Genomic DNA, 24,079 nt, shown 5'->3' with positions numbered 1-24,079 from the left:
GTTTCAGATAGCCCTTTAATGGGCACAATTTATAATAAAATTATGAGTTTTGAGCCTTAAACTCTTTTATTTTTTCAGTCAACTTAGGAACAACTTCAAAAGCGTCACCTACAACACCATAGTCTGCAACTTTAAAGAAAGGAGCATCCGGGTCAGTGTTTATAACTACTTTTACCTTAGAGGAGTTGATACCTGCAATGTGCTGTATAGCTCCCGAGATACCTACTGCTATGTAAAGGTTAGAAGCCACCGGTTTACCGGTTTGTCCTACGTGCTCAGAGTGAGGTCTCCATCCAAGGTCTGATACCGGTTTAGAACATGCCGTTGCAGCACCAAGTGCAGTAGCTAGGTCTTCAATTAGTCCCCAGTTCTCAGGGCCTTTAAGTCCGCGTCCGCCCGAAACTACTATTTCGGCATCAGCAATAGTTACTTTTCCTGTTACTTTTTCTGTAGACTCAATTTTAATAGTAAAGTCGTTATCATTTAATGACGGAGCAAACTCTTCTTCTGTAGCGGCAGCTGCTGCTTCAATAAGTCCGAAAGAGTTTTTAGCAATAGCTAATACTTTTACGTCAGTGTTTATTTCTGTTACATTGAAAGCTTTGTTAGAGAAAGCATTTCTTTTAACACGAAAAGGAGAAACGCTTTCCGGTAGAGCAACTACGTTTGATGCATAACCTGCTTCAAGACCTACGGCTACAAGCGGAGCCAGGTAAAGGCTGTCTGTAGTAGAGGAAAGAAGTACTATTTTAGCACCTTCTTTTTGCGCTGCCTGCTTAACTACATCAGCATAAGCTTTAGCGTTAAAAGAATTTAGTTTGTCGTTCTTTACGTTTAATACTTTATCAACTCCGTATTTTCCAAGTTGAGAAGCATCGGCAGCATTAACAGCTACTGCAGTTACAGTACTTCCTGTTTCACCTGCTACTTTCTTAGCGTAAGAAGCAAGCTCGAAAGCTGTTTTTTTGAATTTACCTTCTGCTGATTCAGCATATATTAAGATAGACATAGTCGTAATAATTTTAAATTTGAATTAGATTACTTTAGCTTCGTTGTGTAGTAGGTTAACCAGTTCATCAAGGTTATCAGGGCTAATAAGTTTCACAGCCGATTTCGGAGCCGGTTTTTCAAACTTCACAGCCTGTGTAGCGTTGTTAGCCGCTACAGGTTCAAGTACTGTAAGTGTTTTTTGTCTTGCCTGCATAATACCTCTCATGTTTGGTATTTTAAGGTCTTTTTCTTCTACAAGTCCTTTTTGTCCGCCTACTACAAGAGGAAGTTTAGCGCTAAGAGTTTCTTTACCGCCGTCAATCTCTCTTACAGCTTTAGCATCGGTTCCGTTTACATCTAAACCAATGCATGAGTTAATAAAGTCGTAACCTAAGTTTGCTGCAAGCATACCCGGTACCATTCCTCCGTTATAATCAAGAGATTCCTTACCTGCAATTACTAGGTCGTAATTTCCGCTTTTTACAACTTCAGCAAGTTGTTTTGCAACAAAAAATCCGTCGGTTGGGTTAGCGTTTACACGAATAGCTTCGTCGGCACCAATAGCAAGGGCTTTTCTAAGAGTAGCCTCTGCGTCAGGTCCGCCAACATTCACAACAGTAACGTTTGCTCCCTGTTGCTCTTTAAACCAAACTGCTCTGGTTAAACCAAATTCGTCGTTAGGATTTATAACAAACTGTACCCCGTTAGTATCAAATTCTGAGTCCCCGTTGGTAAAGTTGATTTTGGAAGTAGTATCAGGCACGTGGCTGATGCAAACTAATATTTTCATTTTTATAAAGTTATAAAGATTATTTTCCGGTTACGAAGTTAATAATTTTATTTAAATAAAAAACTATGCATGCATAATAAATATGCTTTTTTTAAAAAAATGCTGTTAAAATTTAAAATACTATGAAAAACGCATACGTTTTAGCTTGATAATTGCGGAATTTTAATTGCTTAAAACAGAAGAAAAACAGGGGGATTTATTTGGTATTTTTTGAGACAGAAATAAATATAAAATCTTTATTTTTGCCAATCATAAAATTAAGAAATACAATATTACATGAGAACTATACAGTTTAGAGAGGCCGTTTGCGAAGCAATGAGCGAAGAGATGCGTCGCGACGAGTCAGTATATTTAATGGGTGAAGAAGTTGCCGAATACAACGGTGCTTATAAAGCATCTAAAGGTATGCTGGACGAGTTTGGCCCTAAAAGGGTAATCGATACTCCTATTGCCGAGCTTGGATTTGCCGGTATTGCAGTAGGTTCTGCCATGAACGGTAACCGCCCTATTGTGGAGTTCATGACATTTAACTTCTCGTTAGTGGGTATTGATCAAATTATAAACAATGCTGCTAAAATGAGACAGATGTCTGCAGGGCAGTTTACAATGCCAATTGTTTTTCGTGGTCCTACAGCATCTGCAGGTCAGCTTGCTGCGACTCACTCACAGGCTTTTGAGAACTGGTTTGCTAATACTCCGGGTCTTAAAGTTGTAGTTCCTTCAAATCCATATGATGCAAAAGGGCTTTTAAAATCGGCTATTCGTGATAACGACCCTGTAATCTTCATGGAGTCAGAGCAAATGTATGGTGATAAAGCAGAGGTGCCTGAAGGTGAGTATACTATTCCGTTAGGTGTTGCCGATATTAAGCGTGAAGGTAAGGATGTTACTATTGTTTCTTTCGGTAAAATCATCAAAGAGGCTTTTGTTGCTGCAGATGAATTAGAGAAAGAAGGTATAAGCTGTGAGATTATCGATCTTAGAACAGTTCGTCCAATGGATTATGATACGATTTTAAACTCTGTTAAAAAAACAAACAGACTTGTAGTTCTTGAAGAGGCTTGGCCATTTGCGAGTGTAGCTTCTGAGATTACATATATGGTTCAGGAAAGAGCGTTTGATTATCTTGATGCTCCTGTACAAAGAATTACAACTGCCGATACTCCGGCACCATACTCTCCTGTATTGCTTAAAGAGTGGTTACCAAACTCTGAAGATGTTGTAAAAGCAGTTAAGAAAGTTATGTATAAATAAGATTTCATACAAAATCTGATTATATTTGAAACTTCATCATACTATATGATGAAGTTTTTTGTTTATAGCATATATGAAAAAGAAAATACTTTTTTTACTGGTAGCGTTTATTGCGTTTACGGCCTGTTTATCAGCACAAACTAAAGTTAGCGGAATAGTGTTAGATGAAGGTAATGAGCCTATACCGTATGCTAATGTTTACTTTAAAGGGACAGCCGAAGGTGTAATAACTAACGAGGACGGGAAATTTTATCTGGAGTCTCAAAATACCTACACGGAAATACAAATCTCTTTTGTAGGATACGAATCAAAAGATATACAGCTTCAAAAACAAAGTACCTACGACCTTAAAGTGGTTTTGGGTGAGGGGCAAATGCTGAATGAAGTTGTGCTATATTCAGGTAAAACCTCAAAAAAGAATAACCCTGCCATAGATATACTTCGTAAAATTTGGGAACGAAGAAGGAAAAACGGACTGAGGATGTTTGATCAGTACCAGTTTGATAAGTATGAAAAGGTGGAGTTTGATATGAATAATATAGATAGTGCCTTTACTAAGAAAAAGCTTTTTAAAGGTATGGAGTTTATATTTGATCATGTAGATACCTCTAGTGTTACCGGTAAAACGTATCTGCCAATATTTATTAATGAAAATATTGGTAAAGTGTATGGAGATAATACTACAAACAGTCGTAAAGAAATAACAGAGGCTAATAAAAACTCTGGTTTTAGTGATAATCAGCAAATAATAGCTTTTATAAAAGACCTGTATGCTGATTATGATATTTACGATAATTACCTTAAATTTTTTGATAAGGACTTTGTGAGCCCGTTATCACGTACAGGTATTAATGTGTATAATTATGTATTGCACGACAGCTCGTATGTAGATAACAAATGGTGCTATAATATAGTGTTCTACCCAAGGCGTAAAAACGAACTTACTTTTAAAGGTAATTTTTGGGTAAATGATACCACTTTTGCCATAAAGAAAATTGTAATGTCTGCCAGTAAAAGTGCTAATATTAACTGGGTAAAAGATATTTATATTGAACAGGAGTTTGAGGTAATGAATGATTCAGTCTTCCTGTTAACGCGAGATCATATGATGTCTGATTTTGCACTTAGGAAAAAAGAAGGCTCTAAAGGGGTTTACGGTAAAAGAACCACGCTTTTCCAGAACTATGAATTTGATATTAAAAAGCCATCTGATTTTTATCATAAAGAAGTTAATGAGTATGATGAAACTGTGAATAACAAGTCAGATGATTACTGGGCAGAAAACCGTTTTGAGTCGCTCAATAAAGACGAGAGGGCTATATATAAAATGCTGGATACTCTTAAAACCGTACCGAGGTTTAAGCAAATGTATAATCTCGTCGCAACGTTGGGGTCCGGTTATTATCAGATAAATCATTTTGATTACGGGCCTATTTTCTCCACCTTCGGTTATAATGATGTTGAAGGAATAAGGGTAAGAACCGGAGGTCGTACTTACTTTGGTCAAAACGATCCCTGGAGGGTAGAAGGGTATACGGCCTATGGTTTTAAAGATAATAAGTTTAAATATGGAATCTCCGGTAAATGGATGGTGAACAAAAAGAACAGGATTATCCTGTCTGGAGGTAACCGAAGGGATATAGAGCAAACCGGGGTAAGCCTTACCGCTACTAACGATGTTCTTGGTCGTAGCTTTGCTTCGTCTTCTCTTTTTGCCAGTGGTGATAATAGTAAGCTAACCAATATTAGATTAACTACTTTTTCGGCAGAAATAGAACCGGTTAAAAACTTACTGTTCAGAACAAGTTTCTCTTACAGGACATTAAAGTCGGCTTCGCCGGAAACCTTTAATATGGATTATTATATAGATCCAAATGATCCGTCACAGGGGGTAAGGAGTAGGGTTAATCAGTATGAGTATAGTTTGCACGCAGATTATACGCCTGGAAGAAGAACAATAGGTTATGGTGTAGAGCGTAGTGATGTTGATTTAAATTATGCCAGACTGTACTTAAATTTTACACAGGGAGTAAAGCTGTTTGATAGTGATTTTGAATATCAAAAATTACAATTCTATTATAGGCAGCCTGTGCTTATAGGTGGGTTCGGTAGGTTGTTTACCACACTGGAGGCTGGTAAAATATTTGGTGCTGTTCCGCTGGGATTAATGGGTATTGTGCCGGGTAACCAGTCATACTTTATTATAGAGAACACTTATAACCTGATGAATTACTATGAGTTTGCTGCCGACGAGTATGTTTCGTTACATTTAGAGCATAACTTTAACGGTAGGCTTTTTGCCAGAATCCCGCTTTTAAGAAAACTTAACCTAAGGGAGATAGTTGGTATTAAAGGAGTATATGGTACAGTTTCTCAAAGAAACATCGATTTAAATGCTTCAAGTATAACTTATCGTGCTCCTGAAGATGTGTATTGGGAGTATCATGCGGGTGTAGGGAATATATTTAAAGTGTTCCGTATCGATTTTGCTTGGAGAGGTAGTTACCTTGATTTACCGGATATTAACAAGTTTGCTGTTAAAGGAACTTTTGGTTTTCATTTTTAATATCCTTTGTTGGTATAAAAAAAATTGTATTTTAGTATCGAATACCTAGTTGTCCATTAATCTTTACTATATGAAAAGCATAGCTATATGCGTTTTTACTCTGTTTACCTTAGTGTTTTTGGGGTGTAAGCAGCAAAAAGAAGAAGAGCAAAGTAATTCGCAGGGAGTTGTTGAGGAAATCACTGTAGTGCCGGAACAAAATGCGGTCCCTGTTGAAAGATACTTTACTGATGCTCCTGTTGCTGCAATTAAAAATGGTGAAATTGAATATACTGATTATGATGCTTTTCTTGAAAAGTGGAAATCATTTACCGGTAAAAAAGGAAGTGTAACAACTATTGAAATTAAGAAAGCAGATGTTGAAGAAGCAGATGATGATTTTTACATGGTGCTGGCATCCGGTAATGATAAAAAAATAAAATTTGGAGCTTTACTTGTAATGCGTGACTCTAAATTATATTATTATGGGCCTGATGATGTTGTGTTGGTCATAATGTGTAAAGGGAGTGTGGATAATGATATAGAAGTTGCTTATGATAATGGTAGGGCTAGTCTTTCCTGTTCTCAGGCGTGTACTGATTGCATTAAGCGTGAAGGCGCTTTTATGCTTAAAAGAAGTAAGTAGTGCTTTTTAACATTTAGTTAGGAGTTTTGATGAACAAAATATATTATTTTCGTTTGAAATAGTATCAGTTATATAAATTAAACCTTGCCTTATTATGAAAAAAATTACCTTATTAGGTCTCTTGTTTTTATTTGTTTCTCTGGCTTTTGTGTCCTGTAGTGATGACAATTCTAATGTTGATATGAATAACGGAGACACCTCAGTTAATCTTAAAAGCAGGTCTTCTATATGGGGAGGTCCGCTTGTAACGATTCAAAATGGTCAGGCTGTTTTAGCTGTTGCTGAAAGTGATATGCTTATCGCTTTTAATGAATATTTTAAATCAGAGGGATATACAGATCAGGTTCAGAATATTTCTATTGTAAAAAAAACAGCAGATAACGATCCTGGTGAATCACGATATTTTCTTGTAGGCTCAACAGGGCTTAGGGCAGACGGAAGAGCTGTTTCGGCAAATGTAATGTTATCTTCAGATAGATTTGGTTCAGTTGAGCTAGGTACAGATCCTAATATGGAGTTTGTTGCTTTTTGTATAGGATGTCCAAACGGATGTCATATCAGGTTTATAAAACATGCGGGTAAACTTATTCCTTACTGTGATGAAGGACCATGTACAATTTACTGGTGTGAGCAGGATGAGGCAGGAAATCCTTTTACTTACTCAGATTAAAGTAGTTTTTATTAATAGTTAATACGTATAGTAGTTTAAAGCCCTTTTTTAAAGAGGGCTTTTTTCATTAATTCGGGATTGATTTAGGGTAGAGGTGTAAAATAATATGGTTTTCCCTATTAAATTTATGTAAATACACTACTAACCAGTGTTTTTAATAGGGGTGTTGCTTTGTAAACAGTATTTTTTGCATTAATTTTGCAGCCGCAAAACTGTAAATGAAATAAATACAACAAAATAAAATGAGCGCAGCAAAATCAAATTCGTTCGATGTACTTATCGAGATACCAAAAGGAAGCAGAAATAAATATGAGTATGACTTTGAACTAAAGAAAATACGTTATGACAGGATGTTATTCTCATCTATGATGTATCCTGCAGATTATGGTTTCATTCCTGAAACTCTTGCTCTTGATGGTGATCCTCTTGATGTACTGGTACTAGTTACAGAACCTACTTTCCCTGGTTGTGTTATGGAAGTTAAACCAATTGGTGTATTCCACATGGCAGATGAGAAAGGTCCGGATGAGAAAATTGTTTGTGTTCCTATGTCAGATCCAATCTGGAATAAATTAGAAGACCTAAGCGATATGAATCCGCACCTTCTAAAAGAGATTGAGCATTTCTTTAAAGTGTACAAAGATCTTGAAAACAAGAAGGTTGATGTAGAAGGATGGGGAGATGTTAAGGAAGCTCGCGAAATTATAGAGAAATGTGTTGATCGTTTTGAGTCTTTACAAGACAGGCCTGCTGAATTATTTAGCATCAGATAATAATATTTCCTAAAAAAATATAAAAAAAGCAATATTCTGTATAGAATATTGCTTTTTTATTTGTTTATGTTTTGTTACATTTACTAATGTATTAACAAACCAAACAATTTTTTTATGGAATCAATAATGATTTACGTGCCTGTAATAATGGCCGTTGTAGGATTGCTGTTTATGGCAGTCAAAAGATCATGGGTCCTTAAGCAAGATGCCGGTGACGGGAAAATGAAAGAAATCTCAGATCACATCTATGAAGGAGCTTTAGCTTTCCTAAAAGCAGAATATAAATTATTAGCATTTTTTGTTATAGCCGCCAGTATAGCCCTGGCGGTTATTTCTTATATAGTCCCCACTACTGATATACTTATTGTGGTAGCTTTTATTTTTGGGGCCTTCTTTTCTGCACTTGCAGGAAATATGGGGATGAAAATAGCTACCAAATCTAATGTTAGAACTACACAGGCTGCAAGATCAAACCTGCCACAGGCACTCAAAGTTTCATTTGGCGGTGGTACGGTTATGGGGCTGGGTGTTGCCGGGCTTGCCGTATTAGGGTTAACAGGTTTCTTTATCTTTTTCTTTCATTACTTTATGAATGGTGTTTGGGCACCGGGAGACTTAGGAGGTGATCCAAAAACGGCTCAGGAACTAATGACCATAGTACTGGAAACTCTTGCAGGATTTTCTCTTGGAGCCGAATCTATCGCTCTTTTTGCCCGTGTAGGTGGTGGTATTTATACTAAGGCAGCCGATGTAGGTGCCGACTTAGTAGGTAAGGTTGAAGCGGGTATACCGGAAGATGATCCGCGTAACCCTGCTACTATTGCCGATAATGTAGGGGATAATGTAGGAGATGTTGCCGGTATGGGTGCCGATTTATTCGGGTCGTATGTAGCAACAGTTTTGGCAGCAATGGTTTTGGGTAATTATGTTTTAAGAGATATACTAGCTGCTAACCCTGATGTTAGTCTTGCCTTTGGAGGTATTGGTCCTATATTGTTGCCTATGGCGATTGCCGGATTCGGAATCCTTTTTTCTATTATAGGTACTTTATTGGTTAAAATAAAAAGTAACGATGCTAAGGAGGCAGAGGTTCAGGGAGCGCTTAATGTGGGTAACTGGGTTTCTATCGCTCTTGTAGCTGTTTCATGTTATTTTTTGGTGACTTACTTATTGCCGGAAACCATGATGATGAATTTTTATGGTGAAGAACCAAAAGAGATTTCTTCACTACGGGTATTCTATTCAACACTGGTAGGTCTTTTTGTGGGCGGTGTTATATCATCGGTGACCGAATATTATACAGGGCTTGGTAAAAAACCGGTTTTGGCCATTGTTCAAAAATCAAGCACAGGTGCAGGAACCAATATCATAGCCGGACTGGCAACGGGTATGGTTTCTACCTTTCCAACAGTACTGCTTTTTGCAGGTGCGATTTGGGGGGCTTATGCTTTTGCAGGTTTTTATGGTGTGGCATTGGCGGCATCAGCAATGATGGCTACCACTGCTATGCAGTTGGCTATTGATGCTTTCGGTCCTATTGCAGATAATGCCGGGGGTATAGCTGAAATGAGCGAACTGCCTAAAGAAGTAAGGGGTCGTACCGATATTCTGGATTCTGTAGGTAATACTACGGCAGCAACCGGTAAAGGTTTTGCTATTGCATCGGCAGCTTTAACTTCGCTAGGGCTTTTTGCAGCTTATGTTACCTTTACGGGTATAGATGGTATTAATATATTCAGGGCTCCGGTACTGGCCATGCTTTTTGTGGGTGGTATGATTCCTGTTGTATTCTCGGCATTAGCTATGAATTCGGTAGGTAAGGCAGCAATGGATATGGTTTATGAGGTTAGAAGGCAGTTTAAAGAGATTGCAGGCATAATGGAAGGCACAGGTAAGCCAGAGTATGGTAAATGTGTAGAAATCTCTACAAAGGCCGCTTTACGCGAAATGATGCTGCCTGGATTGCTAACTATTGGTTTCCCTATTGCTATTGTACTTATAGGGATGTTGGTTTATCCTGATAACCATCAGTTGGTTGCCGAAATGTTGGGTGGCTACATGGCAGGTGTAACCGTATCAGGGGTGCTTTGGGCAGTATTCCAGAATAATGCCGGAGGAGCCTGGGATAATGCTAAAAAATCATTTGAGGCAGGTGTGGTAATTAACGGAGAAATGACCTATAAAGGATCTGACGCGCATAAGGCTGCCGTAACGGGTGATACAGTTGGTGATCCGTTTAAAGATACATCGGGTCCGTCAATGAATATTCTTATCAAATTAACCTGTCTTATCGGTCTTGTTGTGGCTCCTATTTTGGGAGGTCATGATGCTCACAGTATGAATGTACAGTCGGCCGCGGTAATAGAACAGCCTATAAACACTGCTGTTGAAAAACGTACAGAAATGACAGTTGAAAAAGTAAGGGGTGAAGATGGTAAGGTTACTGCTAATGTGGTAATATCTACCTACACTACTAACGAAGATATAAAAATGGAGGAGAAATCCTTTGAAGGTACAGAAGAAGAAGTGGATGCAAAGATTAACGAATTACGGGAAAATAATAAGTAAATTAATCCACTTTAAAGAAAATGCCCCTACAATTGCAGGGGCATTTTTTATTTTTAGAAAAGTCCGTTTAGTTCGGCATTAATTCGGTTTATAATATCTCCCAAATCTTCAGGGCTGTCAACAAAGTCATTCTTGTCTACATCTATAATAAGCAGTTTGCCTTTGTCGTAGTTTTGAATCCAGGCCTCATAGCGCTCGTTTAGTCTGCTAAGGTAGTCTATGGATATAGAGTTCTCGTAGTCGCGTCCACGCTTATGTATTTGCTTTACAAGGTTAGGGATGGAGCTTCTTAGGTAAATAAGCAAATCAGGAGCGCCCACAAAAGTTTCCATAAGCTCAAAAAGGGAAGTGTAGTTGTTAAAGTCCCTGTTGCTCATTAAGCCCATGGCATGAAGGTTAGGTGCAAAAATATGCGAATCCTCATATATGGTTCTGTCCTGAATGATATTCTTTCCGCTTTCCTTAAACTGTAATACCTGTCTTAGTCGGGTATTTAAAAAGTAGATTTGAAGGTTGAATGACCAGCGTTCCATCTGATGATAAAAATCGTCCAGATAAGGGTTGTCTACCACGTCTTCAAAATGTGGTTCCCATTTAAAATGTTTGGCCAGTAATTCTGTTAGGGTAGTTTTTCCGGCCCCTATATTTCCGGCTACTGCTATATGCATTATTCGGTACTTGTTATTTTATATTGAATGATGTCGTTGTCTGTAAAAATAGATAAAATTTGCTCTTTGTAGTGAAAACTCTTAAAGCTTTTTTCCTTTATCTCAATTAGTTTGCGGCTCTGGGTGTCCAGGTTGTAAAGGTACATATTATTGTCTTTCTTGTACATTATTTTTTGTGGGGCTATAAACTGCAGCTGGTCAAAGTCCTCTGTTGTGCCCAGTGTATTTACCTTGCCAAACAGGTTTACCCTATAGCAGGTGTTAGTACTGTTTACCCAATAAAAATAATTGTAGTCTGACTGGTAATAGTGCATGCCGCCACTTAATTGTGGTGTAATTGTTTTATAGCTATTTTGGGCTATATCATACAGTCCTATTTGTTGGGTATTGATGTTATAAATCCATAAGCGGTTTTGTGAAGCCAGGCTAACGGCTTCTGCTATTATGGCTTGCGGTGTGTCAGAAAAATTTATTCTGGCAGTTTCGGTAAGCTGACTGTCCAGCAACACTACAGTATTGAAGTTTTTGTAGAACAAAACTACCTGTAACGGGTTTTGCAGATCTACCTGATAAATATCGCCTAGTGAAAGGCTTTTGTATTTAAGAACCTTATTGTCTTTTTGTTTTTTAAACTCATTATCGCTTATGGTATACTCGTAGCCAAAGGCATCGGTGCCTATATATCTTTCGGGTGCATCCTTGCTGTTAGAAAGAAATTTAACGGGGATGGTGAGTTCCTGTGCTGAGATACAGGTACAAACAAAAAACAGGAGTATAACAAGGGGATTTTTCATACTTAGCCAAAGTACAAAAAATTAGAATGAGAGAAAACTTAATATTTTTTTTAAAAAAGTCATGTAACGAATGGGCTTTTGGATAGTCTAACAAATAAATGCAAAAACCAATCGATATGAAAAACTTCACTTTTTATGTTATAACATTACTTTTTTCTGTGTTCCTGTCTCATGCTCAGGAATTTCAGGGAGAGGCTGTGTATGAGTCTAAAACCAGTATGGAAGACGCTACAAAACAACTAGACGGGAATAAGGATATTACGCCGGAAATGAGAAAAATGATTGAGGAAAGAATGCGTCCAATGTTTGAAAAGACCTTTATACTTCATTTTGATAAAACGGCTTCTGTTTATGAAGAAGAGCAAAAACTTGATGCACCGGGACAGGGCGGAGGAATGTTTAAAATGATGTCATCCATGATGGGCGGTGGCGGAAAACACTACAAAAATATTAAGGATAAGCGTATACTTATGGAGAAAGATATTTTTGGGAAAGAGTTTTTAGTAGACGATTCGCTTCCGGCAATTAAATGGAAAATGGTAAACGAAACCAAAAAAATAGGAAACTACACCTGTTTTAAAGCTATTGCCAGTATGCCGGTAGATAAAACCAACCTGATGAATATGCGTCCTAAAAAAGGAGCAGAAGAGAAAATCAAAAAATTACAGGAAGAGGGTAAGGAAGAAGAGTTGAGAAAAACCAATTTTATGGATATGGTAGAGATGCCGGAAGCAGTTGAGATAACAGCATGGTATACTCCCGAAATACCTATTAGCCAGGGACCTGGTAATTACTGGGGGCTTCCGGGGCTTATACTGGAAGTAAGCGATGGTAAAACAATGATACTTTGTTCTAAAATAGTACTTAACCCTAAAGATAAAGCTGAGATTAAAGAGCTTAAAAAAGGGGAGAAAGTAACTCAGGAAGAATTTGCCGAAATTCTGATGAAAAAAATGCAGGAAATGCAGGAAATGCGTGGCGGTCCAAGAGGTGGCGGTCATCGTGGTATGGGCAGGCCATAATCCTGATTAAAAAATAATAAGCCTAAGTATTAATAGATAGGGGAATCTTATAATATTACAAATACAGGCAAACCGAATAAAATTAGAGTAACCAACCAAATGAGAAATTTTTTACTTGCTGTTGTACTATTGGTTTCGGCCTTTGTACAGGCACAAAGCATTCATGTGCAGGGTACTATTAAAGATTCTACCGGGACAGGTTTAGAAATGGCCAATATAATGGCGGTTAACAAAACCACTAACGAAATGGAGTCGTATGCTATTACCAATGAGAAAGGTAAGTACCAGCTTACCCTGAAAACCAATACGAGCTATATTTTAAAATCAAGCTATATAGGTTATACACCGAAAGAAGAGATAATAACCACAACTACCGATGATATGGTGAAAGACCTTGTGCTTCAGCAGGGTGTAGAACTGGCAGGACTTGAAATTACCTATGAAATGCCGGTAACCATAAAAGGGGATACGATAGTGTATAACTCTGATTCTTTCACAAACGGTAGTGAACGTAAGTTGGAAGATGTACTTAAAAAGCTTCCGGGTGTTGAGGTAAATGATGACGGAGAAGTAACTGTAGAGGGTAAAACCGTGTCTAAGCTTATGGTGGAAGGAAAAGATTTTTTTGACGGAGATACTAAGCTTGGAGTTAAAAATATTCCTGCCGATGCGCTGGATAAGATTGAGGTGCTTCGTAACTACAATGAGGTGAGCCAGCTAAAAGGACTTGAAAATAATCAGGACAATGTAGCAATGAACATCAAACTTAAAGATGGTAAAAAGAATTTTTGGTTTGGAGATGTTACTGCCGGAGCCAGTATAGGTGAGGGCGAACGCTACCTTGTAAACCCTAAGTTGTTTTACTACAGTCCTAAATACAGTATTAATGTTATAGGTAATCTTAATAATAACGGAGAACTGCCGCTTACTATTCAGGATTATATGAAGTTCTCAGGAGGTTTCCGCAATATGATGCGTAAAGGTGGTACCAGTTTTAATATTGGTTCTAACGATTTGGGTATATCACTGCTAAGAAATAACAGGGCTAAGGAAATTGAAACCAAATTTGGTGCAGCTAACTTTAGTTATAACCCAACCGAGTCGTTAACCATTAGCGGTTTTGGTATTTATAACTCCAGTCGTACGGAAACCGAAACACAAACCCGTAACCAGATATTAGACCCCGAAACAGGAGAAACACAAACCACACAGGAAACAGATGAAAGGTCGCTGCAAAAAAGTGATTTTGCCCTGTTTAAATTAAGTGGAAGCTATATTCCAAATAAAAATCTTCATGTTGATTATGATGCTTTCGTAAAAGCTTCAAGCCAGCAGGAAGATAACGGTTTGTTCTCATCGGTTTTTCCGGAAACAGAACAGGATCAGGAAATCTATTCGGTTAAAAAGCAAAAACCTTTTTCATTCAATCAAAACTTCAATCTGTACTATACTTTAGACGATAAAAATGTAATGGCTTTTGAAGCACAGCACCTGTATCAGGATGAAGATCCGTTTTATAATGCCAACTTGGGTAATAATCCGTTCCCTGATTCGGGAACCGGAGATACATCGCTTAACTTAGGTTTATCACCTGCTACCCGTTATGATATTTCGCAGGAGCGTTTTGTGACTACTAATAAACTTGATGTTAAAGCCGACTATTACTATATGGTTACGCCAAGAAGCAATATCAACCTGACGCTGGGCGATACGTACTCTTACCAGAGTTTCAATTCGGATATTTTCCAAATACTGGACAACGGTTCGCAGGACAATCTTGATGATAACAGTAAGAACGATGTGAACTACAGTTTTAATGATGTGTTCCTTGGCTTACATTATAAATTTATAACCGGTAAGTTTACTTTTAATCCGGGTGTTAGTCTGCATAGTTATAATGTGTATAATGAACAGAAGGATGTGAAAGTTAATAATGATTTTTACAGGGTGTTGCCGGATGTGTATGCGCTTTACCAGATTAAAAAATCGGAGAGCCTTACCTATACCTATAACATGACTACCCAGTTTACCGATGTGACCAACTTTGCACAAGGGCTTATATTTACGAACTATAACTCGCTTTTTAGAGGTAACCCGTATCTTGAAAATGCCCTTTATCAAAGTCATAACCTGCGTTACTTTAAGTTTGATATGTTCAACTTTACACAGGTGTTTGGTTCAATTACCTATAATCACCGTATGGATGCTATTAAAAGCCTTGCAGGGTATAACGGAGCTAACAGTATAAGTACTATGGAAAACTCTAATTTTGCCGATGAATCTATAAGCGGAGTAATAGGTTATAACAGGAGTTTTTGGCGCTACTATAAAGCTTCTGTAGGGGCAAATTTAAACTGGAATAAATACAACAACTTCAGGTTCGATCCGCAAAGTGGGGTACAGGGAGTGCCGTCACTGGAAAACTCAATAAGGCAGACAAACGAGCAGTTTACACAAAGCTATTCGGTTAGTTTCTCTACTAATTATAAAACCATGCCTAACTTAGAACTTGGTTACAGCATAAGTATTAATGACTATGCTAATAACAAATTCTATAACCACAGGCCATTTGCTAAGCTGGATTATTATTTTTGGGATTCATTTACCGTTACTGCTGATTATCAGTTTAACCATTACTATAATGACGCTAAGACATCAGATAACAAATACGATTTTTTGGATGCTTATGTTATGTATAGGAAACCGGGAAGCAAATGGGAGTTTAAAGTGGGCGGAACCAACCTGCTTAATACCACTTCGCTTAACGATGACAGCTTTAACCAGTTCAGGACAAGCGTATCACGCTACAGGGTACAGCCACGATATTTAATGTTAACCATAAAGTATGGTATATAATAAAAAAGGCAGCCGATTGGCTGCCTTTTTTATTTGTATCAATCGGGATATTAAAGCCCGAATGCTTCTTTTACTTTTTCTACATAGTCTAATTTTTCCCATGTAAACAATTCCACTTCCAGTGTTTTTTGTTCTCCGTTTGGAGAGGTGAAAGTTTTTGTTACCGTTTCAGGCTTACGGCCCATGTGTCCGTATGCAGCTGTTTCGCTGTATATAGGGTTTCTTAGTTTAAGGCGTTGCTCAATAAAGTAAGGTCTCATGTCAAAAATTTCCTCTACTTTTTTAGCGATTTCTCCATCCTTAAGGTCAACTTTTTTAGTACCGTAAGTATTGATGTAAATACCCATTGGTTTAGCAACCCCAATAGCATATGATACCTGTACTAAAATCTCATCGGCAACACCGGCAGCAACAAGGTTTTTAGCAATGTGACGTGTAGCATATGCTGCACTACGGTCTACTTTACTTGGATCTTTACCCGAGAAAGCACCACCACCGTGAGCACCTTTGCCACCATAAGTATCTACAATAATTTTCCTTCCTGTAAGTCCGGCATCACCGTGAGGTCCGCCAATAACAAATTTACCGGTAGGGTTAATGTGGTACTCAATCTCACTGTTAAACAGGTAAGCATACTGAGGGTTCTTTTCCAATATTCTTGGTATAAGGATATCCAGTATATCTTGTTTAATTTTAGCAAGCATAGTAGGCTCATCAGCAAAATCATCATGCTGAGTTGAGATAACTATGGTTTTTATTTTTACAGGCTTGTTGTCATCATCATACTCAAGCGTAACCTGAGACTTAGCATCAGGGCGCAGGTAAGTAATCTCTTTATCCTCACGGCGTAAAGCGGCAAGTTCCTGTAAAAGTTTGTGTGATAGGTTAAGTGCCAGTGGCATATAATCTTCGGTTTCGTTTGTAGCATAACCAAACATCATACCCTGGTCACCGGCTCCCTGTTCTTCTTTAGTAAGCCTGTCTACTCCCTGGTTGATATCCTGAGACTGCTCGTGTATGGCAGATAAAACACCACATGAGTTAGCCTCAAACATATATTCGCTTTTTGTGTAGCCTATTTTCTTAATTACATCGCGTGCAATTTGCTGCACGTCAAGGTAAGTTTTTGATTTTACTTCTCCTGCAAGTACTACCTGTCCTGTTGTAACAAGAGTTTCACAGGCTACTTTTGAATCAGCATCAAAAGCCAGGAAGTTATCAATCAGCGCATCCGAAATCTGGTCAGCAATTTTATCAGGGTGCCCTTCGCTCACTGATTCTGACGTAAATAAATATGCCATAAAATGTTTACTAATTTATGTAGTGAAAAAATAGTGCTGAATGCGGTAAGTGCTAAAGGGAAGTGGTCCTGCTTTAGCATTTTTTATTGAGGTTGCAATCAGTACAAATCTTTCCTCTAATTTTTTCTCCTGCAAAGGTATAAAACCTATTTGGAATAAAAAAAACTGCTCAGGATTTTAATATTTTGAAAAGTGTTTTTTAACGCTGTTTGTTTAAATAAACAGTATTTAAGAGCCCGGTTATTTGTTTTTAAAATGTTAATTTTTACTTTTTGTGTTGTTTATGTCGGGAATTGTTCGGATGTTTGTTGTTCAAAATCAGAGAAATGAAATTTATTATTTGCAATATGTCATACTTTACGTGGAAGATTTCCGCAGGGGTGACTGTTGACTAATTTTAAATTAAAATTATATAAAACACAGAGCCCCTGCCAACAGCAGGGGCTTTTTTATTTTAAATTATTATTTGGCAATAACCGTAATAGGGACATGAAAGTTTTTAATTCGTTTACATCGTTTATCACAACCATTTATAAGTTCATCTGTATTTCGTATACCTGGATGTGGAAGCCCTATGTATATTGCCAAAAGCGAACGACTTAATATTTAGTTTTATAATTCAAGTGTAAGGTCCTTTTGGTAAACTCCAAGAGGACCTTTTTTTATTTCAATCATTCTCATTTAAAAATAGCAATATTATGAACACAACATCTATTAACGTACTAGGGTACACAGGTAACAATAAGCAATTTGTAGTTAAAACACTTAATACTGATTTAAGGATAAGCGAAAACGAAAAGTTCCCGGAACTACAGGGGCCTAATCCTTACGAATATATTTTAGCAGGATTTGCCGGATGCATTAATTCACTAGGACAACTGGTCGCCGGAGAGCAGGGTATTGAACTTAACTCATTACAGGTAGAAATTACAGGGAACTTTAATGCGGCAAAATATGAAGGAAAGAACACGAAAGAAAGAGCCGGTTTCAGTAAACTGGAAATTACCCTTAAGCCGTCAACAAAGGCTTCTTTAACCGCTTTACAGCGATGGGTAAAAGAGATACAGGCTCGTAGCCCTGTGTATGATAATCTGGTCAATGCCACACCCGTTGACCTCATACTCTACAAGGAATACCATTACTAATTGTGTAATGGTTTGATATAAAAAGATTTTAAGTTGTTTTTGTTTGTTTGTGAAGAACTGGTCTTTCCCCCTGCGCCATAACAGGGGGAAGCCCATTCTTTAAAAAGAAAAAGTAAAAAAGAAAATGAATAACAGGATAAACATAGTGCTCTTCGGTATAGGAAATGTGGGGAGCGCACTCATAAATAAAGTTTTAAAAGAAAGAAAAGGCCTTGCGCTGGATAATAAAATAGACCTGAGGTTTCCGGTAATTACCAACTCATCGGTAGCCTTTTTTGAAAAGGAGGGGGTGAACTTCTCGTGGGAGGCCAATTTTATACAGTTTGGCATTCCGTTCAAAATGGAAGATGTGGTACAATACCTGCATGCTAATAATATTAGCAACCTGATTGCAGTTGACGCTTCGGGGGACGACAGTCTTCCGTTAGATTATACAAAGTTGCTTAAAAGCGGATTTAATGTGGTGTCGGTAAATAAAAATGCAACAGGGCTACCTGCATCATTTAAAGATGAGGTAAAACTGGCGGCATCGGTACACGGGTTAGAAGCCCTCTTTTTAGGTGCTCCTAAAGACAGTAGAGGGGAAATAGTACAAAAGCTATTTGAAGCTTTGGTAGAGATTGCTGAAAAACAAAAAAAAATTGCAGCTTAATATTACCAATCCCAGGATAACTCTATGGAGCCTAATGGGTGTAATGGATATTTGTTGCTTTTAACCTTAATTAAAATTATTAAACGTTCATTAAATAACAAATGACGTCTTGAACTTGTTATAAATATATCCATAAGTGTATGAGCTGTATTTATATTAAGAGTATCGAGGTTTCGGAATACTACAACAAGTCCGTTATTTGTTATTTCAAGTTCGTTAAGACATTCATTTAAAGCGCCATAGTTTTTTCCATAATAGCCCGGAAACTCAAGCTTATCAGAGAGTTCAAAGTGCATTAATTCTTGGGTTTCCCATATGCTACAATCAAATTCTGTTATATTGTAATTTTCAGACTCCAGCCAGGAGATATCTTTTTTTAAAGATGCATCTTCAGTATAGGGTTTTATAGATCCACGACGCATTATCTGATAATCCAGTCTTTGCCATGTGTCTGGATTGTTGTCAAATTTGAACATTTTTTGGAATTAAGAAATTTGACTCAAAAATAAAACAAATTTGTTTTGTAACAATTTATTACATTACTTTGCAGGGTTCTTATACAAATTGATTTGTTATCACGAAAGGCAGAGGGAATAGACCCGATGAAGCCTTAGCAACCCTTTAATCTTTAAAGAAGGTGCTAAATTCTACCGCAAGCGCGGATAGATAACACAAGGAAAATACTCCCGTATTTTCTCTCTCCACTTTTTTGATGACATATTGATATTATAACGGAACATTAATCCGAATATAAACTGTTATGTCAAAAATACATCAGGCTCTTAACGAAAGGATACTTATACTGGATGGTGCTATGGGTACCATGCTACAGCGGTATAATTTTACGGAAGAAGATTTTAGGAGCGAACGATTTGCAGATTTTCCGCATCCGTTAAAAGGGAATAACGACCTGTTATCACTAACCCAGCCACAGGCTATAAGGGATATTCATGCCTTATATTTTGAGGCAGGTGCTGATATTGTAGAAACCAATACCTTCTCGGGTACTACCATTGGTATGGCCGATTACCACATGGAACATTTGGTGTATGAACTTAACTATGAGTCGGCTAAAATTGCCCGTGAGGTTGCCGATGAATATACTGCAAAAAATCCTGATAAACCTCGTTTTGTGGCAGGCTCTATAGGACCTACAAACCGTACGGCAAGCATGTCGCCCGATGTGAACGATCCGGGATACAGGGCTATTACTTTCGATCAGCTTTTAATAGCTTATAAAGAACAGGTGCGTGCTCTTATTGACGGGGGTAGCGACCTTCTTTTGGTAGAAACCATTTTTGATACCCTTAATGCTAAAGCTGCGCTTTTTGCTATAGAGGAAGTAAAAGAGGAATTGGGGCTGGATATACCTGTAATGGTAAGCGGTACAATTACCGATGCTTCGGGCAGAACGCTTTCAGGACAAACGGTTGAGGCATTTTTAATATCCATTTCACATATACCGTTATTGAGTGTTGGTTTCAATTGCGCACTGGGTGCCGATCAGTTAAAACCATACCTGAAAAGACTGGCGCATAACACATCATTCAATGTATCGGCACACCCTAATGCAGGACTGCCAAATGCATTTGGACAGTATGACCAGACAGCAGAGGAAATGCAGGTGCTTATTAAAGAGTATCTGGATGATAATCTGATTAATATTATAGGAGGATGCTGTGGTACAACACCAGAGCATATTAAGTTAATTGCAGAAGTTTCGGCTAACTATAAGCCAAGACAGTTGCCCGTTGTTAGCTAAGAGGAAACATGAAGGAGAATATACAAAGATATTTAAAGCTGTCGGGGCTTGAACCGTTAATCGTTACGCCCGAGAGTAATTTTATAAATGTAGGGGAACGTACTAATGTTACGGGATCCCGAAAATTCCTGCGCCTTATAAAGGAAGAAAAATATGAAGAGGCGCTTGATATTGCCCGTGCCCAGGTAGAGGGTGGTGCCCAGATTATTGATATAAATATGGATGAAGGGATGTTAGATGGTGTTAGTGCTATGACAACATTTCTTAACCTAATAGCATCTGAACCCGATATTGCCCGTGTGCCTATTATGATAGACAGCTCCAAATGGGAGATTATTGAGGCAGGGCTTAAAGTGGTACAGGGTAAAAGCGTGGTAAACTCCATCAGTCTTAAAGAGGGTGAGGGACTGTTTATTGAACACGCTAAAAAAGTAAAACGTTATGGTGCCGCTGTAATAGTAATGGCATTTGATGAGGTAGGTCAGGCAGATAATTACCAAAGACGTATAGATATCTGTAAACGATCGTACGATATACTGGTTGATAAGGTAAACTTCCCTCCTGAGGATATCATTTTTGACCCGAACATTTTCCCTGTAGCTACCGGTATGGAGGAGCACCGCAAAAATGCACTCGACTTTTTCCGGGCAGCACAGTGGATAAGGCAAAACCTGCCTTATGCCCACGTAAGTGGAGGAGTGAGTAATGTGTCATTCTCCTTTAGGGGGAACGATAAGGTAAGGGAAGCAATGCACTCGGCATTTTTATATCATGCTATTAAGCACGGTATGGATATGGGGATTGTAAATCCCGAAATGCTGGAGGTATATGATGAAATCGATGCTGCACTTTTAGAACATGTGGAAGATGTACTGCTTGACCGCAGGGACGATGCTACCGAACGTCTTTTGGCTTTTGCCGAAAATGTAAAAGGCGATGCAAAGTCGGGAGAGAAGCAGGTGCAGGAATGGCGATCGCTTCCGTTGCAGGAAAGGATTACCCATGCACTTGTAAAAGGGGTTGACGAATTTATAGAAGCCGATGTGGAAGAAGCACGTCTTTCGGCTGCAAAACCTATTGAGGTTATTGAGATAAACCTAATGGCGGGTATGAATGTGGTGGGCGACCTGTTTGGTAGTGGTAAAATGTTCCTGCCACAGGTGGTTAAGTCGGCACGTGTAATGAAAAAAGCAGTGGCTTATCTGTTGCCTTTTATTGAAGAAGGTAAAGGTAAGGGAACTTCGGCAGGTAAGGTTTTGATGGCAACCGTAAAAGGTGATGTGCACGACATTGGTAAAAATATCGTATCGGTAGTACTGGGGTGTAACAACTTTGAGATTATAGATCTTGGGGTAATGGTTCCGCCCGAAAGAATTATTGAAACCGCTATTAAGGAAGAAGTAGATATTATCGGGTTGAGCGGACTGATAACGCCGTCGCTTGACGAGATGGTGTATTTAGCTAAAGAGCTGGATAAACTGAATATAACAATTCCTATCATGATAGGGGGAGCTACAACCTCAAGAGCGCATACGGCTGTAAAAATAGCACCTGAGTATAAGGAAACTGTGGTGCATGTTAACGATGCTTCGAGAGCGGTAACTGTGGCCGGAAATCTTATAAATACAGGTACAAAAACCGAATATTCCAGAACCATAAGGGAAGAATACGACAAGCTTAGGGAAGGTTACTTAAACCGTTCGCGAGATAAGGATTTCCTTTCCATAGCCGATGCAAGGGCTAACAAACTTCAGTTGGACTGGGAGAATTATACTGCCTATAAGCCAAAGAAAACAGGTATACATGCTATTTCGCCATCGTTAAAGGAACTGGTACCTTATATTGACTGGACTCCGTTTTTCCGTACGTGGGATCTGCATGGCAAGTACCCTGATATACTTACCGATGAGGTAGTAGGAGAGCAGGCAGTGATCCTGTTTGATGATGCTAAAAAAATGTTGACTTCTATTATTGAGGAAAACTGGATGGAAGCAAAAGGAGTGTACGGAATATTTCCGGCAAATCAGGTAAACGATGATGATGTTGCTGTTTATGACGAAAGCGGAAATGAACTGGTTACCTTCCTTACGCTAAGGCAGCAGTCGCAAAAAACCAAGGGTGCTCCAAATATTGCCCTGTCTGATTTTGTTTGTCCTAAAGATACTGGTAAAACAGATTATATGGGTGCGTTTTGTGTAACTACCGGTTTTGGTGTGGATGAAAAGGCTACCGAGTTTGAAAATAACCATGACGATTATAACTCTATAATGGTTAAAGCACTGGGTGATCGTTTTGCAGAGGCTTTTGCCGAATACCTGCACGAAAAGGTAAGGAAAGAGTTTTGGGGTTATGCCACAAATGAAGAGCTTTCAAACGAAGAACTTATAAAAGAAGCTTACAAAGGTATACGTCCGGCTCCGGGATATCCTGCCTGCCCTGATCACTTAGAGAAAACAACCATCTGGGAATTACTGGATGTAGAGAAAAATACAGGTGTAACGCTTACCGAAAGCCTTGCCATGTGGCCGGCTTCATCGGTGTCGGGGTACTACTTCGGTAATCCTGAAAGTAAGTACTTCGGACTTGGTAAAATTAAACAGGACCAGGTTGATGATTATGCCAAAAGAAGAAATATAACTATTGATGAAGCCGTAAAATGGCTTAACCCAAATATTGCAGATTAAATGAAAGTTACTGAGCATATAGAAAATGCAAACGGCAAAACATTGTTCTCTTTTGAGATACTACCTCCGTTAAAGGGGCAAAACATACAGTCTATTTTTGATAGTATTGATCCGTTAATGGAATTCAATCCGCCTTTTATCGATGTTACCTACCACAGGGAAGAGTATACCTATAAAGAGTTGGCAAACGGACTTTTGGAAAAAAAGGTAGTTAAAAAGCGCCCGGGTACGGTAGGGATATGTTCTGCTATACAAAACAAGTATGGGGTAGATGCTATTCCGCACATCCTTTGCGGTGGCTTTACCAAAGAGGATACCGAGAACTTTTTGATTGATCTTGACTTTTTAGGGATAGACAATGTAGTAGCCTTAAGGGGAGATGCGGTAAAAAGCGAAATATACTTTAAGCCGGAGAAAGAGGGTAACCAGTATGCCAGCGAACTGGTGTCGCAAATTGTGAATCTTAATAAAGGTATTTACCTGGATGACGATTTGCAAAATACATCGGCGACCGATTTTTGTATCGGTGTGGCGGGGTATCCTGAAAAACATATGGAGGCACCCAGCCTTGATAGTGATATTTATTTCTTAAAGCAAAAAATTAAGAACGGGGCATCATATATAATAACCCAAATGTTTTTTGACAACAAGAAGTTTTTTGATTTTGTAGACAAATGCAGGAAAGAGGGTATTACCGTGCCTATTATTCCGGGGTTAAAGCCACTATCTACAAAAAAACAATTAAACCAGATTCCATACCGCTTTAAGGTAGATATGCCCGATGAGCTTATTATGGAAGTGGTAAAAGCAAAAGATAACGATGCCGTTAAACAGATAGGTATAGAATGGTGTATTGCCCAAAGTAAGGAGTTGGTAAAAGCAGGTATACCTGTATTACATTACTACTCTATGGGTAAATCAGATAATATAAAAGCAATAGGTAAGGAGATTTTTTAACC

19 protein-coding genes and 1 riboswitch are annotated in these 24,079 nt (G+C 38.4%); of the genes, 13 read left to right on the top strand and 6 right to left on the bottom strand.

Annotation, left to right across the window (positions count from 1 at the left end; translation table 11 throughout):
• Positions 1-40 precede the first annotated feature (40 nt).
• Positions 41-1,009, bottom strand: coding sequence for an electron transfer flavoprotein subunit alpha/FixB family protein (locus GN157_RS02860; protein ID WP_157481620.1), 969 nt, complete (start codon positions 1,007-1,009; stop codon positions 41-43).
• 24 nt (positions 1,010-1,033) lie between these two features.
• Positions 1,034-1,780: an electron transfer flavoprotein subunit beta/FixA family protein gene (locus GN157_RS02855; protein ID WP_157481619.1), complete on the bottom strand. Its 747-nt coding sequence runs from the start codon at positions 1,778-1,780 to the stop codon at positions 1,034-1,036.
• A gap of 276 nt (positions 1,781-2,056) precedes the next feature.
• Here GN157_RS02855 and GN157_RS02850 point away from each other — a divergent pair, with 276 nt between their 5' ends.
• The 6 genes from GN157_RS02850 to GN157_RS02825 all read left to right on the top strand — a co-directional run bounded on the left by GN157_RS02850 (position 2,057) and on the right by GN157_RS02825 (position 10,236).
• The gene (locus GN157_RS02850) at positions 2,057-3,034 is read left to right on the top strand and encodes a pyruvate dehydrogenase complex E1 component subunit beta (protein ID WP_157481618.1); all 978 of its coding nucleotides are present in this window, start codon (positions 2,057-2,059) and stop codon (positions 3,032-3,034) included.
• Between the two features lie 73 nt (positions 3,035-3,107).
• Entirely contained in the window at positions 3,108-5,600 is a 2,493-nt protein-coding gene (locus tag GN157_RS02845) for a DUF5686 and carboxypeptidase-like regulatory domain-containing protein (protein ID WP_157481617.1), read from the top strand.
• A gap of 70 nt (positions 5,601-5,670) precedes the next feature.
• Positions 5,671-6,225: a hypothetical protein gene (locus GN157_RS02840; RefSeq protein WP_157481616.1), complete on the top strand. Its 555-nt coding sequence runs from the start codon at positions 5,671-5,673 to the stop codon at positions 6,223-6,225.
• A 94-nt stretch (positions 6,226-6,319) separates the two neighbouring features.
• Positions 6,320-6,895 carry a hypothetical protein gene (locus GN157_RS02835; protein ID WP_157481615.1) on the top strand — a complete coding sequence of 192 codons (576 nt, stop codon included), beginning with the start codon at positions 6,320-6,322 and terminating at the stop codon, positions 6,893-6,895.
• A gap of 242 nt (positions 6,896-7,137) precedes the next feature.
• Positions 7,138-7,668, top strand: a complete 531-nt coding sequence (locus GN157_RS02830; protein WP_157481614.1) for an inorganic diphosphatase — start codon at positions 7,138-7,140, stop codon at positions 7,666-7,668.
• Positions 7,669-7,782: 114 nt separating this feature from the next.
• Complete coding sequence (locus GN157_RS02825; RefSeq protein ID WP_157481613.1) at positions 7,783-10,236, top strand: sodium-translocating pyrophosphatase; 2,454 nt, start codon at positions 7,783-7,785, stop codon at positions 10,234-10,236.
• A 53-nt stretch (positions 10,237-10,289) separates the two neighbouring features.
• On the opposite strand, the gene GN157_RS02820 is transcribed toward GN157_RS02825, so the two are convergent.
• Positions 10,290-10,904, bottom strand: a complete 615-nt coding sequence (locus GN157_RS02820; RefSeq protein ID WP_035133916.1) for a deoxynucleoside kinase — start codon at positions 10,902-10,904, stop codon at positions 10,290-10,292.
• The gene (locus GN157_RS02815) at positions 10,904-11,698 is read right to left on the bottom strand and encodes a hypothetical protein (protein WP_157481612.1); all 795 of its coding nucleotides are present in this window, start codon (positions 11,696-11,698) and stop codon (positions 10,904-10,906) included. Before GN157_RS02815 ends, GN157_RS02820 begins: the two co-directional genes overlap by 1 nt.
• A gap of 116 nt (positions 11,699-11,814) precedes the next feature.
• Between GN157_RS02815 and GN157_RS02810 the strand changes: the two genes are divergently transcribed.
• Positions 11,815-12,720 carry a GLPGLI family protein gene (locus tag GN157_RS02810; protein ID WP_157481611.1) on the top strand — a complete coding sequence of 302 codons (906 nt, stop codon included), beginning with the start codon at positions 11,815-11,817 and terminating at the stop codon, positions 12,718-12,720.
• A 99-nt stretch (positions 12,721-12,819) separates the two neighbouring features.
• Positions 12,820-15,576: a carboxypeptidase regulatory-like domain-containing protein gene (locus tag GN157_RS02805; protein ID WP_157481610.1), complete on the top strand. Its 2,757-nt coding sequence runs from the start codon at positions 12,820-12,822 to the stop codon at positions 15,574-15,576.
• A 50-nt stretch (positions 15,577-15,626) separates the two neighbouring features.
• Here GN157_RS02805 and metK read toward each other — a convergent pair whose 3' ends face one another.
• On the bottom strand, positions 15,627-16,877 hold the full coding sequence (metK, locus tag GN157_RS02800) for a methionine adenosyltransferase (protein WP_157481609.1): 1,251 nt from the start codon (positions 16,875-16,877) through the stop codon (positions 15,627-15,629).
• 698 nt (positions 16,878-17,575) lie between these two features.
• On the opposite strand from metK, the gene GN157_RS02795 reads away from it, so the two are divergent.
• Both GN157_RS02795 and GN157_RS02790 read left to right on the top strand, forming a co-directional pair.
• The gene (locus GN157_RS02795) at positions 17,576-18,022 is read left to right on the top strand and encodes an OsmC family protein (RefSeq protein WP_157481608.1); all 447 of its coding nucleotides are present in this window, start codon (positions 17,576-17,578) and stop codon (positions 18,020-18,022) included.
• A 124-nt stretch (positions 18,023-18,146) separates the two neighbouring features.
• Positions 18,147-18,674: a hypothetical protein gene (locus GN157_RS02790; RefSeq protein WP_157481607.1), complete on the top strand. Its 528-nt coding sequence runs from the start codon at positions 18,147-18,149 to the stop codon at positions 18,672-18,674.
• Between the two features lie 2 nt (positions 18,675-18,676).
• Here GN157_RS02790 and GN157_RS02785 read toward each other — a convergent pair whose 3' ends face one another.
• The gene (locus GN157_RS02785) at positions 18,677-19,150 is read right to left on the bottom strand and encodes a barstar family protein (protein WP_157481606.1); all 474 of its coding nucleotides are present in this window, start codon (positions 19,148-19,150) and stop codon (positions 18,677-18,679) included.
• A 93-nt stretch (positions 19,151-19,243) separates the two neighbouring features.
• A riboswitch (SAM riboswitch) is annotated at positions 19,244-19,347 on the top strand.
• Positions 19,348-19,434: 87 nt separating this feature from the next.
• On the opposite strand from GN157_RS02785, the gene GN157_RS02780 reads away from it, so the two are divergent.
• From GN157_RS02780 to metF, 3 genes are read left to right on the top strand one after another with little or no spacing between them, the layout of a single operon-like run.
• Entirely contained in the window at positions 19,435-20,436 is a 1,002-nt protein-coding gene (locus GN157_RS02780) for a homocysteine S-methyltransferase family protein (protein ID WP_157481605.1), read from the top strand.
• A gap of 8 nt (positions 20,437-20,444) precedes the next feature.
• Positions 20,445-23,120 (top strand): methionine synthase, encoded by a 2,676-nt coding sequence (metH, locus tag GN157_RS02775; protein ID WP_157481604.1) that lies wholly within the window; start codon positions 20,445-20,447, stop codon positions 23,118-23,120.
• Positions 23,121-24,077: a methylenetetrahydrofolate reductase [NAD(P)H] gene (metF, locus tag GN157_RS02770; protein WP_157481603.1), complete on the top strand. Its 957-nt coding sequence runs from the start codon at positions 23,121-23,123 to the stop codon at positions 24,075-24,077.
• Positions 24,078-24,079: the final 2 nt, after the last annotated feature.

This window comes from Flavobacterium rakeshii (genome assembly GCF_009741375.1).
GTDB classification, from domain to species: domain Bacteria; phylum Bacteroidota; class Bacteroidia; order Flavobacteriales; family Flavobacteriaceae; genus Flavobacterium; species Flavobacterium rakeshii.
Note: the sequence above shows the minus strand (reverse complement) of the source record. Positions and strands in the feature narration are given on the sequence as shown.